This window comes from Micrococcus sp. 63XJN7_8_ISO-PGPR-S23-253, assembly GCF_056173425.1.
In genome coordinates, this window is record NZ_CM149673.1 from 1,844,284 (window position 1) to 1,858,761 (window position 14,478).

The window sequence follows — 14,478 nt, forward strand, 5'->3', positions numbered from 1 at the left end:
GCGCGTGAGCATCTGTGTAGCCGGGGACGTGTCAGCCCCGGGCCGCGAGCACCGCCTGGTAGAGCTCCCGGCTCCGCATCCCGTGGGCTCCGGCCACCGCGGCCACGGCCTCCTTGAGCCGGGTGCCGGACTCCACGAGCACCGCCACCTCGGCGACGGCGTCCGCCTCGGACGCCTCGCCCTCGGCGCCGGGGGCGGCCGGCCCGATCACCAGCACGATCTCCCCGCGGATTCCCTCCCCCGCGTGCCGCTCCGCAGCCCAGGCATGCACTTCGGCCGCCGTGCCGCGCACCACCTCCTCGTGCAGCTTGGTGAGCTCGCGGGCCACGCACACCGGCCGCTCCGGTCCGAGGACCTCCACGACGACGGCCAGCGCGTCCGCCAGACGCTGCGGCGACTCGAAGGCGACCACGGTGCGCGCCTCGGTCAGCAGGGAGGTGAGCCATCGCCGTCGTTCCCCGTCCTTGCGGGGGACGAAGCCGTCGAAGGCGAACCGGTCCGTCGGCAGGCCGGAGAGGGCGAGCGCGGTGGTCACGGCGGAGGGGCCGGGCGCGCAGGTCACGGGCAGCCCTGCGGACACCGCGGCCGCCACGAGCCGGTACCCCGGGTCCGAGACCGTGGGCATGCCCGCGTCCGAGACCACCGCCACCGTGGCACCGCCCCGCACCTGGTCCAGCAGCCCCTGGGTGGAGGCCGCCTCGTTGTGCTCGTGATGGGCCACCACCCTGCCCGTCGGGGTGACGCCCAGTCCGGCGCACAGGCGCCGCGCGGTCCTGGTGTCCTCGGCGGCGATCACGTCCGCCTCCGCCAGCAGCTCACGCAGGCGCGCGGACGCGTCCCCGAGGTTGCCGATGGGGGTGGCGGCCAGGACGATGCGACCGGACGGGGACGGCAGATCAGTCGGTCTCGGGGTCATATGTCAAGATCGTAGAGGCACCGCCCCGAGCCCGCCCGGGCCCACGCCTCTCCGGAAGGTCAGGACCATGCCCGTCGAGCCCCGCATCTGCATCACGTCCGGTGGCGACGAGATTCGTCTGCGCTCCTACGTCAACCACGCGATCTACGCTCGAGAGCACGGGCTGGACTACCGGCTTGAGACGGGCATCGACCCGCATATCGTCACCAAGTTCGACTACAAGGTCGCCATCCTCCGCCGGCTGCTCCCCCGTTATGACTGGCTCGTGTGGATGGACGACGATGCCTTCTTCACCGACTTCGAGGCGGACACCCTCCGACGCCTGATCTCCGAGGCCGAACGTGACGACATCAGCCTGGTCATCGCCGAAGGGCCCACAGAGCCGAACGGGTTCTGGTCACGCATCAACACCGGGGTCATGCTGCTCCGGAACGACGAGACGGCGCGCGCGATCGTGGAGTCCACCTCGACAGCGGACCTGGCCACGGTCCGGGCCTGGTGGGACGACGATCGCGACGGTCTCTTCACCCACGGCGACCAGGATCAGATGTGGTGGGCCATCCAGACGGGCGGGCATGCCGAGCGCGTCCGGATCGTCGGCCACCGAGAGCTGAACTCGCGCGGGCACTACTACGAGGACTCCCTGACGGACGCGTTCGTCATGCACTTCACGGGTCATCCGGACAAGGAACTCGGCATCGCCCGCTTCGCCGACCGCTTCGACATCGGACAGGAGATCGTCCCTGAGCCGCTCCTGGACAAGTATCACGTCAGAGTGCGCAGCCCCCTGAGGGGCGCCCGCCGTGCCTGGCGGGAACGCTCGGTGGACACGCTGGCAGCGGTCAAGTTCCGGCTCCGCCCCCACAAGGACCGGATCCGGCGCGTCGCAGGGTTCCTCCCGCCCGCCGTGCGCCGCCGGTGGCCGCTCGGCCACGTCTGAGAGCAGACCGCACGTCGAGGGGGCCACCTCCACCCCGCCCCCTAGCATGGAGCCCGTGCCCGCCACCGCCCTCGCCCCCCGCCCCGCCGCCGTCGCGGTCGACGACGGCCCCTTCGGCGTCGCCGCCCTGCGCGCCCGCCTCGGGGTGAGTGCGGCACCCCTGACGCGGTGGCACTGGATCCTGCCGCTGCTGGTCACGGTGATCGCCGGCGTTATGCGGTTCACGAACCTGGCCCACCCGGACCAGCTGATCTTCGACGAGACTTACTACCCCAAGGACGCCTACTCCCTCCTGGAGTCCGGCTACGAGCGGCGGTGGGACGAGGACGTCAACGACGCGTTCGCGCGCGGGGAGGCGGAGCCGCTCGAGGGGGCCGCCTACGTGGTGCACCCGCCGCTGGGCAAGTGGCTGATCGGCCTGGGCATGCTCGCGTTCGGCCCGGACAACGGGGTGGGCTGGCGGTTCAGCGCCGCGGTGGCCGGCACGCTCTCCGTCCTGCTGGTCGCCCTCGCCACGCAGCACCTGCTGCGCTCGGTGTCCCTGGGCGCGGTCGCCGGTCTGCTGCTGGCCGTGGAGGGCCACCACCTGGTGATGTCCCGCATCGGGCTGCTGGACATCTTCCTCTCGTTCTTCGTGCTCGCAGCCTTCGCCGCGCTCCTGGCGGACCGCGTCCACGGGCGGCGGCTGCTCGCGGAGCGGCTCGCCCACGACGTCGCCCGGCGGGGACGCGACGCCCTGGCCAGCGGGCCGTGGCTCGGCTGGCGCCCGTGGCGACTGCTCGCGGGCGTGCTGCTGGGCGCCGGCTGCGCCGTGAAGCTCTCCGGGCTGGCGTTCATGGCGGCCTTCGGCCTGCTCACGGTCCTGTGGGACATGTCCGCGCGCCGGACCGCCGGAGTGCGGCGCTGGGCGTGGGCCGGCATCGAGAAGGACGGCCTGTACGCGTTCGTGGCCGTGGTGGGCGGCGGCCTGGTCGCCTACCTGGCCTCGTGGACCGGCTGGTTCGTCACGGAGGGCGGCTACTACCGGGACTGGCACCGGGACAACCCGCCGGAGGGCCTGCTCGCCGGGCTGGTCCCCGGCCCGCTGCGCTCCCTGTGGCACTACCACGTGGAGTCCACGACCTTCCACCAGGGCCTCACCAGCCCCCACGACTACGCCGCCAACCCGTGGACCTGGCCGTTCATGGGCCGGCCCGTGAGCTACTACTACGAGGGCGCAGAGCCCGGCGAGGGGATCTGCCCGCCGGACGCCGCGGGCGCGTGCTCGGCGGCCATCACGGACATCGCCAACCCGTTCGTGTGGTGGACGGGCCTGGCCGCCGTCCTCGTGTGCGTGTGGCTGCTGGTGCGCCACCGGGACTGGCGGGCCGGCGCCCTGCTCGGCGCCTACGCGGCCGGGCAGCTGGTGTGGTTCCTGTGGCCCGAGCGGACCATGTTCTTCTTCTACACGATCGCCTACGAGCCCTTCCTCGTGATGATGATCGCCCTGGCGCTCTCGCTGCTGCTGCGGCCGGGCCGCCGGCCCGGGCCCCGCTGGGGCTCGGCTCTGGTGCTGGCGTACGTGACGATCGCCGTCGCCGTGTCCCTGTTCTTCCTGCCCGTGTGGATCGGCGACGTCATCCCGTACGACCAGTGGCGCTGGCGGATGTGGTTCAGCAGCTGGATCTGACGGCCGCGTCGCGGGCGCGGGCGTGCCCGACCGCGCGCCGCACGCCCGGAAGTGGATACGCTCGGACCGTGCAGAACCAGAGCCCCGTCCATGAGTCCGCCACCGAGCTCGTCGGCATGCCGCCGGCGGACTCCACCATCACGGACCTGATCGTCGCCTCCTGTGCCGACCGGCCGGACGCCCCCGTGTACGCCGTGCGCAACGGCGCGGGCGGCTGGGTGGACGTCCACTTCACCGCGTTCCTCACCCAGGTGCGCGCCGTGGCAGCCGGCCTGATCGCCCGCGGCGTCCAGCCCGGGGACCGGGTGGGCCTGTTCTCCCCCACCTCCTACGCGTGGGCCGTCCTCGACCAGGCCGTGTGGTTCGCCGGCGCCGTGTCCGTGCCGATCTACGAGACCTCCTCCGCCCACCAGGTGGAGCACATCGTCACGGACTCGGGGCTGCGGGTGATCGCCGTCGGCAGCGAGGAGCTCGGCGAGCGTGTTGCCGAGGCCGCCGGGCACGCGGGCGTGGACGTGGCGACGTTCCCGCTGACGGACGCCGGACTGGCGGAGCTGGCCGAGGCCGGCGCGTTCGTGTCGGACGACGCCGTCGAGCACGCCCGCTCCCTGGCGACCCTCGCCAGCCCCGCCTCGATCGTCTACACCTCCGGCACCACCGGCCGCCCGAAGGGCGCCGTGATCACGCACGGCAACTTCGTGGGCGCGGCCATCAACGTGCTGCACTTCGCGCGCGAGGTGGTCCAGTGGTCCCCGGAAACGACGACGTCGCGCACCCTGCTCTTCCTCCCGCTGGCCCACGTGCTCGCCCACGCCGTCCAGGTCATCTGCCTGTACGCCCGCATCCAGGTGGCCCACTCCGGTTCCCCGGCCACGCTGCTCGGCGACCTCGCCTCCTTCCACCCCACGTGGCTGCTGGCCGTGCCGCGTGTGTTCGAGAAGGTCGAGGCCAGCATCGAGGCCAAGGCCCAGAAGGGCGGCACCGGGCCGATCTACGCGGCCGCCAAGCGCACCGCCATCGAATGGTCCACGGCCGTGGACGAGGCCGAGTTCGAGGACGGCCCCGGCCCCTCGGTCCTGCTGCGCGCCCGGCGTGCGCTGTTCGACCGGCTGGTCTACCGCAAGATCCGAGAGGCCCTCGGCGGCGAGGTGATCTCGTGCGTGTCCGGCGCGTCCGCCCTCTCCCCGGAGCTGGTGCACTTCTTCCGCGGCGCCGGCATCCCGATCGTGGAGGGCTACGGCCTCACGGAGACCACCGCGCCGGCCACCGTGAACATCCCCGGCGCGCACCGCGTGGGCACCGTGGGCCTGCCCGTGGCCGGGGTGACGGTGAAGATCGCCGAGGACGGCGAGATCCTCATCCGCGGCCCCGTGGTGTTCGACGGCTACCACGGCATGCCGAAGGCGTCGGCGGAGGCGATGGAGGACGACTTCTTCCGCACCGGGGACATCGGCGCGCTGGACGAGCACGGCTTCCTGCGGATCACCGGCCGCAAGAAGGACGTGATCATCACCGCCGGCGGCAAGAACGTCTACCCCACGCCCATGGAGGAGGCGCTGCGCCAGCACCGGCTCATCGAGCACGTGGTGGTGGTCGGGGAGAACCGCCCGTTCGTGGGCGCCCTCATCACCCTGGACTCCGAGGCCTTCACCCAGTGGGCCCTGGACCGCGAGCTCAGCCTCACTCCGGCCGAGGCCACGACGGACCCCACCGTGCTGGCCTCGATCCAGGAGGCGGTGGACCAGGTCAACGCGGGCGTCTCCCGCGCCGAGTCCATCCGCCGCTTCCGCATCCTGGACCACCCGTTCACCGAGGACTCCGGGCACGTCACCCAGTCCCAGAAGCTCAAGCGGGCCCAGGTGATCGAGGACCACGCCGAGGACGTCGAGGCCCTCTACCGCCGCTGAGGGAGGGCGCCGCACCCCCGCCGCCGGAATGCCCTGCCTCCGGAATAACCTCCGGCGGCGGCCGGTTGGCGCGGAGGACCATCTCCCCGAGCGATCGGAACCACCGTGCCCTCCCTGTTCGACCCCCTGGACGTCGGCGCCCTGCGCCTGGACAACCGCATCGTCATGGCCCCCCTGACCCGCCAGAGGGCGGGCGAGGACGGCGTCCCCACCGAGCTGCACGCCGAGCACTACGCCCAGCGCGCCACTGCCGGACTGCTCGTCACCGAGGGCGCCTTCCCCTCCTTCCGCAGCCGGGCGTTCCCCGGCCAGACCGGCCTCGCCGACGACGCCCAGACCGACGGGTGGCGTGCCGTGGCGCAGGCCGTCCACGAGGCCGGCGGACACGTGTTCGTCCAGGTCATGCACGGCGGGCGCATGTGCCATCCGGACCTGCTGCGCGGCGCGGAGCCGGAGGCCCCCAGCGCCATCGCCCCCGGGGTGCCGGTGCGCGGGTTCAGCGGCAAGATGGAGGGGCCGGTGCCCAGCGCCCTGGACACGGAGGAGCTGCCCCGCGTGGTGGCCGAATTCGCCGACGCCGCCCGCCGGGCCGTCGAGGCCGGGCTCGACGGCGTGGAGGTCCACGGCGCCAACGGGTACCTGCTCCAGGAGTTCCTGGCGCCCTCCAGCAACACCCGCGAGGACGCCTACGGCGGCTCCCCCGAGAACCGGGCGCGCCTCACCGTGGAGGTGGTGCGCGCCGTCGCCCAGGCCATCGGCGCCGAGCGCACCGCCCTGCGCATCTCCCCCGAGCACAACGTGCAGGGCACCATCGAGGAGGACCGCGCGGACGTCCTGGCCACCTACGACGCTCTCCTGGCCGGCCTCGCCGACCTGGACCTGGCCTACCTGTCCGTCATCCACCAGGACGTGGCCGGTGACCTCGCGGCGCACCTGCGCGAGTCCTTCTCCGGGCCCCTGGTGCTCAACAGCGGCTTCGGCGCGGTCACGGGCCTGGAGGAGGCCCGCCGGATCGTGGAGGACGGCCTGGCCGACGCGGTGGCCGTGGGCCGCGAGCTGATCGCCAACCCGGACCTGGCGCGCCGCTGGCGCGAGGGGCTGCCCCTCAACGAGCCGGACCCGACGACGTTCTACACGGGCGGGGCGCACGGCTACACGGACTACCCGTTCGTGGACGGGTCCCCGTCCTCCTGAGACCCGCACACCCGCCGGACGCACCGCGCCCCGCCTCCCATCACTGGGGGGCGGGGCGCGTTCGTGCGGGGGCCTCAGCGGCCCGTCACCGCAGCTGCGCGTCCTCCTCGCGGGCCCAGCGCAGGCGCGTGGACTCGAAGGCACTGCGCTGGTCCGCGGTGCGCTCGCGACGGCGGCGCGTTGGCCAGGTGAAGACGAGCGTGAGCAGGGCGGTCAGCAGGCTGATGAGGCCCACCGCGGCGGCGGCGTCGATCCAGAACTGGCTCGGGTACAGGCGGATCAGCGCGTCCTGCACGGAGAACGTCCACGTGCCGTCCGCGAAGAACAGCGAGTGGAACCCGGCGAAGAACGTCTCCCAGCCCAGCACCGCCAGGACCGCGAGCGCGATCACCGCGAGCGGCAGCCACACGGCGCCGGCGAACAGGGCGCGGCGCACCCCGCCGGGGCTGGTGCGCAGCAGGGACGCGATGAGCAGGGCGCACACCACCACGAGCACCACGAGCGCCGCGGTGGCGATCCACAGCACGGTCTTCACGTCCGTCATGTGGTCGACCTCGACCTCGGTGAACAGGGGCGCGCCCTGGTGCGTGAGGCTGCTGAGGTACCGCGGCCCGGCCAGGTTGGTCACGTAGTCCAGCCCGGCGGAGCCGTAGTGCATGCGGTCGGCGAGGGTGAAGCCGAACCGGTCCGCGGGGAACCCGGGCCGGTGGTACTCCAGCCACAGGAACACCGGGCTCGCCACGAGGCGGACGGCGGCCAGCAGCAGGGCGAGCGGGGCGAGGATCGCCAGCAGCACCTGCGCCAGGCGCGGGCCCGCCTTGGGCAGGCGCGCGCGCTCCTCCGGCGTGGGGCCCTGCAGGGCCGCCGCCTGCGCCACGGGGGCGGCGGTGCCGTCCTCGGGGTAGCGGTCGACCGGGGCGGCTGCGCTCGACCCCGCCGCGCGGGCCCCGACGGCGGCGCTCAGCGGGCCGAGCTCGTCGGCGCCGGGCAGCGGCCGCCGGTCGCTCTCGGGCACGGCCCGGGAGGCGACGATGTCGCGGTCGGCGTCCGGGGCCGGGCGGTCGGCGTCGCGTCGGTCCGCGGCCGCCGCGTCCCCGCCGCGCAGCGCGGCGAGGTCCTCCGGGCTGAGCGCCGAGGTGTGCTGGGCGCCGCCGTCGTCGTCCCGGTCCATGGCGGGCAGCGCCTGGGTGCGGTTCGGGTCGTCCGCGGCGTCGTCCTGGACGAACGCGCCGTAGTCCAGCCCGGATTCGAAGTCCTCCGCCCCGGCGCGCTCGTCGCGCCCGCGGCCGGCCTGATGGGAAGCCATGCTCGTGCCTCTCTCGAGTGGGTCCGTCCGCCCGCGGGCGCCGGGGATCAGTAGCGGTAGTGGTCGGCCTTGTAGGGGCCGGCCACGTCCACGCCGAGGTACTCGGCCTGGGCCTTGGTCAGCTCGGTCAGCCCGACGCCGAGGGCGTCCAGGTGCAGGCGGGCGACCTTCTCGTCCAGCACCTTGGGCAGCGTGTAGACGCGCTTCTCGTAGTGCTCGCCGGTCAGGGCGCCGGTGCCCGTGGAGCCGCCGAAGAGCTCGATCTGCGCCATCACCTGGTTGGTGAAGGACGCGCTCATCACGAACGAGGGGTGGCCGGTGGCGTTGCCGAGGTTCAGCAGGCGACCCTCGGAGAGCACGATGATGCTGCGCTCGGCCTCCGTGCCGCCGTCCAGGGTCCACTCGTGGACCTGCGGCTTGATCTCGGTCTTCACGACGCCGGGGATGCGGGCCAGGCCGGCCATGTCGATCTCGTTGTCGAAGTGGCCGACGTTGCCCACGATGGCCTTGTCCTTCATGGCGGCCATGTGCTCGGCCATGATGATGTCCTTGCCGCCGGTGGTGGTGACGAAGATGTCGCCCTCGCCCACCACGTCCTCGAGGCGGGCCACCTGGTAGCCGTCCATCGCGGCCTGCAGCGCGCAGATCGGGTCGATCTCCGTGACGATCACGCGGGCGCCCTGGCCGCGCAGGGCCTCGGCGGCGCCCTTGCCGACGTCGCCGTAGCCGCAGACCACGGCCACCTTGCCGCCGATCAGCACGTCCGTGGCGCGCATGATGCCGTCCGGCAGGGAGTGGCGGATGCCGTACTTGTTGTCGAACTTGGACTTCGTCACGGCGTCGTTCACGTTGATCGCCGGGAAGAGCAGGCGGCCCTCCTGCGCCAGCTGGTAGAGGCGCAGCACGCCCGTGGTGGTCTCCTCGGAGACGCCGCGCAGGGTGCCGGCGGTCCGGGTCCAGTGCTGCGGGTCGCGGGCCAGCGAGCGACGCAGCGTCTCGAGGATGATCCGGTACTCCTCGGGATCGTCCTCGGTGGCGCTGGGCACGGCGCCCGCGGCCTCGAACTCGACGCCCTTGTGCACCAGCAGGGTGGCGTCGCCGCCGTCGTCCAGGATCATGTTGGGGCCGAGCTCCGGATCCTCGTCCGCGCCCGGCCAGGTGAGGATCTGCGAGGCGGTCCACCAGTAGTCCTCGAGGGACTCGTTCTTCCAGGCGAACACCGGCACGCCCTGCGGGTCCTCGGGGGTGCCCGAGCCCACGACGACGGCGGCCGCGGCCTCGTCCTGCGTGGAGAAGATGTTGCAGGAGGCCCACCGGACCTCGGCGCCGAGGGCGGTGAGGGTCTCGATGAGCACGGCGGTCTGCACGGTCATGTGCAGGGAGCCGGCGATGCGGGCGCCCTTCAGCGGCTGGGCCTCCCCGTACTCCTCGCGCAGGGACATCAGCCCCGGCATCTCGTGCTCGGCCAGGCGGATCTGGTGGCGGCCCGCCTCGGCCAGGGACAGGTCCCGGACCGTGAAGTCGAACGAGGCACCGGGCACGGTGGTGCGGTTGGCGAAGGCCGGGTCGACGTCGGGGGTGCGGAACTCTGCGGAGGTCTCAGTCATGCCCTCCAGCCTAGCGATGCCCCGGACGGCACGACACGCGCCGCGTCAGTCCCCGTCACGCACCACGCGCAGCCCGGGGCGGGACGGCGGGACGGCCACGGGCCGGGTGGGGACCGTGCGCACGCCGCCGTCCGCGTCGACGGCCTCGTAGTGCTCGGGCAGCTCCAGCCGCAGCACCTCCCAGCCGCGCGGGGCCGTGGTGCGCCGCGCGTGCTCGCCGCAGAGGTCGTACATGTGCGGCTCCGCCCGGCGCGACAGGGGCCCGATGACCACCTGCGAGTCCGCGTAGTTGTACGTCAGCGTGGCCAGGGCAGGGCTCTGGCATCCGGTCTTGCTGCAGCGTCGCATGGGTCCCACGCCCGTCACCCTACTCGGCGGACGGCCCGGGGCGGTGGCCTACCATGGCGCGCATGACCGCGCCCGCCTCCTCCGATCCCCTCGACCCCCTGCCGTTCCGGGCGGGCGACGCCGCGGGGGCCGAGCCGGGCGTCGAGGGCGGCCCGGCCGAGCCGGGCGTCGAGGGCGGCCCGGCCGAGGCCGGCGTCTCCTCCCCCGCGGGGCGCGGCGTCCGGGACCGCCGTGGCCGAGGACTGCGGCATCCGCGCCCGTTCGGTGCACGCTCGGAACGGGGCCGGGGCGAGGCGCTGCTGACCGCCGTCGAGAAGGCGGTGGACCGGCTGGGCTCCCTGGACGCGCCCGGGCTGCGGCACGTGACCGCGCGGGTGGAGCGCATCCCGGACCGGCTCGACGAGCGACTGCGCGAGCTCCATGCCGGCCGGGAACGGGATGAGGAGGCGCTGTTCGCGCGGGCCGAGCGGCAGGGCCGGGACGGGGTGCTGATCACCCTGTTCGAGCGGCCGCTGCGGGACGCGGCCGACCCGGCCGACCTCGAGGGGGCCGTCTACGGGGTCGCGCTGAGCCGCTGCGCCGAGGCGCTGGGCGTGGACCCGCAGGTGCTCGACCCCAGCTGGGGTCGCGGCTGAGCCCGGACCGGGCGGTCCGCGCCGGGCACCGCGCCCGGTGGACGGGCGCCGCGCGTCAGGCGCGGGCGCGGCGCAGGCGCCGACGCTCGCGCTCGGAGAGCCCGCCCCAGATGCCGAAGCGCTCGTCGTTCGCCATGGCGTACTCCAGGCACGCGTCCTTGACGGTGCAGGCCTCGCACACGCGCTTGGCGTCCCGCGTGGAGCCGCCCTTCTCCGGGAAGAACGCCTCGGGGTCCGTCTGCGCGCACAGGGCGTCCGCCTGCCAGGCCAGCTCGCCCTCGATGGGCTCGGTGGTCACGCCCGGGATCGCGGCCCAGTCCTGGGAGAAGGGCACGGCCTCGACCGGACGCGCGTCACCGGGGAAGAGGGCGGTGACGGTGGCGGCCGGGGTGCCGGTCTCGTCGTCGAGGTCGTGGGCGGTGAGGAAGGCGGTCGCCTGGTCCTCGAGGCTCGCGCCCGGGACGCCGGCCTGCGGGTCGGCGGGGTCGAGGAACCAGTCGCTGGGGACGCTCCGCGGACGAGGCGCCGGCGCCTGCGCGGGATCGGCGCGGTGCGCGTCCTCGACTCGCTGGGTCTGCTCCATGTGTGACGCCTCTTCCCGGGATCGACGTGGCGGTGTGGGCCGGGTGATCGTGCGGTCCGCGCGGGTGCCGGGCAAGCCGGCGGGCCCCTCCTGCCGGGACCGTTGGCCCGGGTTCATTACATCGGTGTGATTCATGCCGAGTCAAACCGAGCGGGTGCCACACTGGGCCCATGGTCTCCCTCTCCGCACCCCGGTCCACCGGCCCCCTCGTGCTCCGCCTCGCCTCCTCCCCGCGGCCCGCGCTCGTCCAGGAGCCGGGAGCCCCGGACGAACCCGGCGCGGTGGACCAGCGCATCGAGCTCTCGGGCCGCGTGACCGTGAACTGGGCCGCCAAGTTCGCGGGCCTGCTCGGCGCCGAGGGCATCGGCGCGGGCGACGCCGTCGCCCTGGACCTGCCCGTCCACTGGCTCTCCCACGCCCTCGCCCTCGGCGTGCTCTGCGCCGAGGCCGAGCCCGCCCTCGAGGGTGACTCCCCCGCCGCCGTCCTCACGGACCGGCCCGAGGCGTGGCCGGACCCGTCCGCGGCCGTGTTCGCCGTGGCCCTGCCGCGCGGCCTCGAGCCCGAGTTCGACGGCCCGGCCGCCGACCCGGCCGTCGTGGACGTGGCCGCCGAGATCCGCGCCCAGCCGGATGCCCTGCCCGGCCCCGTGGACCACGTGCGGCCCGCGTCGATCCCGGCCGGGGTCGACGTCGCGCCGGACGACGACGGCCCGCGCCCCCGCCTGACGTGGGCGGGAGTGCGGGCCGCGCTGGAGGCGTGGGACGCGGGTCGGGCGGTGACCGTGCACCCCTGACGGGGCGGCGGGGTCAGGCCGGGGCGCTCAGACCCCGGCGTCGGGGGCGCGGTGCCGGGCCGGGCCGTCGGGCCGAGGCCCCCGCTCGGCGGGCCGGCCCCGGGCCTCGTGCCGGCCGTGCGCAGGCAGCTGGTCCTCGCGCAGCACGGGCATCTGGCCGGTGATGATCGCGAGGTCGTTGGCGAAGCCGGGCTCCACGTCCAGCTCCTCCTTGAACACCCAGAACCGGTAGGCGAAGTAGCGGAACACGGTGCCGAAGAACAGGCCGATCACGTTGCCGGCGATGAACAGGCCGGTCGGGTCGGTCACGCCCATCAGGTACTGCGCGATCGCCACGCAGCCGGCCTGGATGCCCAGCCCGATCGCGTTCATGATCAGGAACATCACGAGCTCGCGCGTCTTGTTCGAGGAGCGCTTCTCCCGGAACGTCCAGTAGCGGTTGGCGACCCAGCTGAACAGGGTGGCGACGACGCCGCCCACGATCTTCGCCTTGACGTTGGACCCCTCGAGCGGGCCGGTCATCATCCACCAGAAGACGAGCGAGTCCACCACGAACGCGGCCGCACCGACCGTGCCGAACTTGGCCACCTCCCGCCACAGCAGGGAGACCATCCCGGTCAGGCGGCCCCAGAGATCGGACAGCATGGGCGTGGACTCCTCGGTTCGGGACGGGGGTGTGCACGCGGGGCGGACCCGCGCAGGGCTGGGGAACACTGTAGCCGCGCCCCCGGGGCGCGACCTCCCCGGATCCGGCATCGGCCGCCCCTCCGTGACGGAGTTCTCAGCCGGTCCGACTACCCTGTGCGGGTGACTTCCCCTCGACTCGGTGTGATCGGTGGCGGGCAGCTGGCCCGCATGATGGCGGGCGCCGCCGCGGAGCTCGGCGTGCCCTTCCGCGTGCTCGCGGAGGCCCCGGACGCGTCAGCGGCCCAGGTCGCCCCCCACGTGGTCGGCGACCACGCGGACCTGGCGGACCTGAGGGCGTTCGCGGCCACGGTGGACGTGGTCACCTTCGACCACGAGCACGTGCCCACCGAGCACCTGCGGGCCCTGCAGGAGGCCGGCGTCGCCGTGCGCCCCGGCCCCGAGGCGCTGCAGCACGCGCAGGACAAGCTGGTCATGCGCGCCGCCGTCGAGCGACTGGGCCTGCCGAACCCGGCGTGGGCACCGGTCGACGACCTCGAGGCCGTCCTCGCCTTCGGCGACGAGCACGGCTGGCCGATGATCCTCAAGACCCCCCGCGGCGGCTACGACGGCAAGGGTGTGCTCAAGCTCGACGACGCCGACGACGCCCGCGCCTCCGCCGCGGACGGCACCCTGGCCGCGTGGCTCGGCGCCGGCATCACTCCGCTGCTGGCCGAGGCCCTCGTCCCCTTCTCCCGTGAGCTCTCCGCGCAGGTGGCGCGCACCCCCTCCGGCGAGATGGCCGTCTACCCCGTGGTCGACTCGGTCCAGGTGGCCGGCGTGTGCGACCTCGTGGTCGCCCCGGCCCAGGACCTCGACCCGGCCGTCGCCGCGGCCGCGACCGCCGCGGCCGTCCGCCTCGCCGAGGAGCTGGACGTCACCGGCATGCTCGCGGTCGAGCTGTTCGAGACGCCGGGGGTCGGCCCGGGCTTCCAGGTGAACGAGCTGGCCATGCGCCCCCACAACTCCGGCCACTGGTCCATGGACGGCGCCGTCACCGGCCAGTTCGAGCAGCACGTCCGCGCCGTGCTCGACCTGCCGCTGGGCGAGACGGCCCCCCGCGGGGCCGGCGTCGTGATGAAGAACGTCCTCGGCGGCGCCCGCGAGGACCTGCACGCCGGCAGCGTCGCAGCCCTCGCCGCCCACCCGCAGGCCAAGGTCCACCTCTACGGCAAGGACGTGCGCCCCGGCCGCAAGGTCGGGCACGTCAACGTCGTCGCGGACCATGGCCTCAGCCTCGAGGAGGCCGTGCGGATCGCCGAATCCGCCGCCGCGCTCCTGCGCGAGGACGCCCCCACCACCGGCACCGAGACGGAGGCCCGCCCATGACCGCCACGCCCCAGACCCCCGCCCAGCCCCTGCAGGACGACGCCCCGGTCGTCTCCGTCGTGATGGGCTCCGACTCCGACTGGCCCGTGATGAGCGCGGCCGCCGAGGCCCTGCGCGAGCTCGACGTGCCCGTCGAGGTCGGCGTGGTCTCCGCGCACCGCATGCCCCACGAGATGGTGGAGTTCGGCGCCCGCGCGCACCAGCGCGGGATCCGCGTGATCGTGGCCGGTGCGGGCGGCGCGGCCCACCTGCCCGGCATGCTCGCCGCCGTCACCCCCCTGCCCGTGATCGGCGTGCCCGTGAAGCTCAAGAGCCTGGACGGGATGGACTCCCTGCTCTCGATCGTCCAGATGCCCGCCGGTGTGCCGGTGGCCACCGTCTCCATCGACGGCGCCCGCAACGCCGGCCTGCTGGCCGCCCGCATCCTCGCCTCGGCCGACACCGCGGAGGGCGACCGCCTGCGCGCCGCCCTCGCCGAGCACGCCGACGAGCTCAACGCCCAGGCCCGGGCCAAGGGGGCCCGCCTGCGCGAGCGGATGGCCGCCGACCGCTGATGTCGCCCGCCA

At 74.0% G+C, this 14,478-nt stretch carries 14 protein-coding genes; 8 read left to right on the forward strand and 6 right to left on the reverse strand.

The features are described 5' to 3' along the window. Window positions 1–31: 31 nt before the first annotated feature. A complete protein-coding gene (gene rsmI, locus AC0VX4_RS08510) occupies window positions 32–916 on the reverse strand; it encodes a 16S rRNA (cytidine(1402)-2'-O)-methyltransferase (protein ID WP_255167954.1) in 885 nt (294 codons plus the stop codon). A gap of 67 nt (window positions 917–983) precedes the next feature. Here rsmI and AC0VX4_RS08515 point away from each other — a divergent pair, with 67 nt between their 5' ends. From AC0VX4_RS08515 to AC0VX4_RS08530, 4 genes are all read left to right on the forward strand, one after another. After that, on the forward strand, window positions 984–1,856 hold the full coding sequence (locus tag AC0VX4_RS08515; protein WP_475464248.1) for a hypothetical protein: 873 nt from the start codon (window positions 984–986) through the stop codon (window positions 1,854–1,856). Between the two features lie 55 nt (window positions 1,857–1,911). Next, entirely contained in the window at window positions 1,912–3,525 is a 1,614-nt protein-coding gene (locus AC0VX4_RS08520; RefSeq protein ID WP_475464249.1) for a dolichyl-phosphate-mannose--protein mannosyltransferase, read from the forward strand. A gap of 68 nt (window positions 3,526–3,593) precedes the next feature. After that, on the forward strand, window positions 3,594–5,432 hold the full coding sequence (locus tag AC0VX4_RS08525; protein ID WP_475464250.1) for an AMP-dependent synthetase/ligase: 1,839 nt from the start codon (window positions 3,594–3,596) through the stop codon (window positions 5,430–5,432). Window positions 5,433–5,537: 105 nt separating this feature from the next. Beyond that, window positions 5,538–6,626 carry an alkene reductase gene (locus tag AC0VX4_RS08530; RefSeq protein ID WP_475464251.1) on the forward strand — a complete coding sequence of 363 codons (1,089 nt, stop codon included), beginning with the start codon at window positions 5,538–5,540 and terminating at the stop codon, window positions 6,624–6,626. 85 nt (window positions 6,627–6,711) lie between these two features. Here the strand turns inward: AC0VX4_RS08530 and AC0VX4_RS08535 are convergent, their stop codons facing one another. Genes AC0VX4_RS08535 through AC0VX4_RS08545 form a run of 3 tightly spaced genes read right to left on the reverse strand, consistent with a single transcriptional unit; the run spans window position 6,712 to window position 9,887 of the window. Continuing rightward, a complete protein-coding gene (locus AC0VX4_RS08535; protein WP_363738989.1) occupies window positions 6,712–7,932 on the reverse strand; it encodes a DUF1461 domain-containing protein in 1,221 nt (406 codons plus the stop codon). Between the two features lie 47 nt (window positions 7,933–7,979). Next, entirely contained in the window at window positions 7,980–9,539 is a 1,560-nt protein-coding gene (gene ahcY, locus AC0VX4_RS08540; protein ID WP_475464252.1) for an adenosylhomocysteinase, read from the reverse strand. Between the two features lie 45 nt (window positions 9,540–9,584). Further along, window positions 9,585–9,887 carry a DUF3499 family protein gene (locus AC0VX4_RS08545; RefSeq protein WP_049158467.1) on the reverse strand — a complete coding sequence of 101 codons (303 nt, stop codon included), beginning with the start codon at window positions 9,885–9,887 and terminating at the stop codon, window positions 9,585–9,587. A gap of 62 nt (window positions 9,888–9,949) precedes the next feature. On the opposite strand from AC0VX4_RS08545, the gene AC0VX4_RS08550 reads away from it, so the two are divergent. Then, a complete protein-coding gene (locus tag AC0VX4_RS08550) occupies window positions 9,950–10,522 on the forward strand; it encodes a hypothetical protein (RefSeq protein WP_475464253.1) in 573 nt (190 codons plus the stop codon). A 55-nt stretch (window positions 10,523–10,577) separates the two neighbouring features. Here AC0VX4_RS08550 and AC0VX4_RS08555 read toward each other — a convergent pair whose 3' ends face one another. Further along, window positions 10,578–11,105 carry a WhiB family transcriptional regulator gene (locus AC0VX4_RS08555; protein WP_065573334.1) on the reverse strand — a complete coding sequence of 176 codons (528 nt, stop codon included), beginning with the start codon at window positions 11,103–11,105 and terminating at the stop codon, window positions 10,578–10,580. Between the two features lie 170 nt (window positions 11,106–11,275). Between AC0VX4_RS08555 and AC0VX4_RS08560 the strand changes: the two genes are divergently transcribed. Beyond that, the gene (locus AC0VX4_RS08560) at window positions 11,276–11,899 is read left to right on the forward strand and encodes a hypothetical protein (RefSeq protein WP_136940669.1); all 624 of its coding nucleotides are present in this window, start codon (window positions 11,276–11,278) and stop codon (window positions 11,897–11,899) included. 27 nt (window positions 11,900–11,926) lie between these two features. Here the strand turns inward: AC0VX4_RS08560 and AC0VX4_RS08565 are convergent, their stop codons facing one another. After that, on the reverse strand, window positions 11,927–12,544 hold the full coding sequence (locus AC0VX4_RS08565) for a GtrA family protein (protein WP_311795630.1): 618 nt from the start codon (window positions 12,542–12,544) through the stop codon (window positions 11,927–11,929). 162 nt (window positions 12,545–12,706) lie between these two features. Between AC0VX4_RS08565 and AC0VX4_RS08570 the strand changes: the two genes are divergently transcribed. After that, window positions 12,707–13,912, forward strand: coding sequence for a 5-(carboxyamino)imidazole ribonucleotide synthase (locus AC0VX4_RS08570; protein ID WP_098471272.1), 1,206 nt, complete (start codon window positions 12,707–12,709; stop codon window positions 13,910–13,912). Then, entirely contained in the window at window positions 13,909–14,466 is a 558-nt protein-coding gene (purE, locus tag AC0VX4_RS08575) for a 5-(carboxyamino)imidazole ribonucleotide mutase (RefSeq protein WP_010079307.1), read from the forward strand. Before AC0VX4_RS08570 ends, purE begins: the two co-directional genes overlap by 4 nt. Window positions 14,467–14,478: the final 12 nt, after the last annotated feature.

Bases quoted from the DNA above. Each gene is read 5' to 3' on its own strand.
- AC0VX4_RS08535 (WP_363738989.1), bottom strand. From the start codon at position 7,932: ATGGCTTCCCATCAGGCCGGCCGCGGGCGCGACGAGCGCGCCGGGGCG.
- AC0VX4_RS08515 (WP_475464248.1), top strand. From the start codon at position 984: ATGCCCGTCGAGCCCCGCATCTGCATCACGTCCGGTGGCGACGAGATT.
- AC0VX4_RS08550 (WP_475464253.1), top strand. From the start codon at position 9,950: ATGACCGCGCCCGCCTCCTCCGATCCCCTCGACCCCCTGCCGTTCCGG.
- AC0VX4_RS08555 (WP_065573334.1), bottom strand. From the start codon at position 11,105: ATGGAGCAGACCCAGCGAGTCGAGGACGCGCACCGCGCCGATCCCGCG.
- AC0VX4_RS08545 (WP_049158467.1), bottom strand. From the start codon at position 9,887: ATGCGACGCTGCAGCAAGACCGGATGCCAGAGCCCTGCCCTGGCCACG.
- AC0VX4_RS08560 (WP_136940669.1), top strand. From the start codon at position 11,276: ATGGTCTCCCTCTCCGCACCCCGGTCCACCGGCCCCCTCGTGCTCCGC.
- purE (WP_010079307.1), top strand. From the start codon at position 13,909: ATGACCGCCACGCCCCAGACCCCCGCCCAGCCCCTGCAGGACGACGCC.
- ahcY (WP_475464252.1), bottom strand. From the start codon at position 9,539: ATGACTGAGACCTCCGCAGAGTTCCGCACCCCCGACGTCGACCCGGCC.
- AC0VX4_RS08565 (WP_311795630.1), bottom strand. From the start codon at position 12,544: ATGCTGTCCGATCTCTGGGGCCGCCTGACCGGGATGGTCTCCCTGCTG.
- rsmI (WP_255167954.1), bottom strand. From the start codon at position 916: ATGACCCCGAGACCGACTGATCTGCCGTCCCCGTCCGGTCGCATCGTC.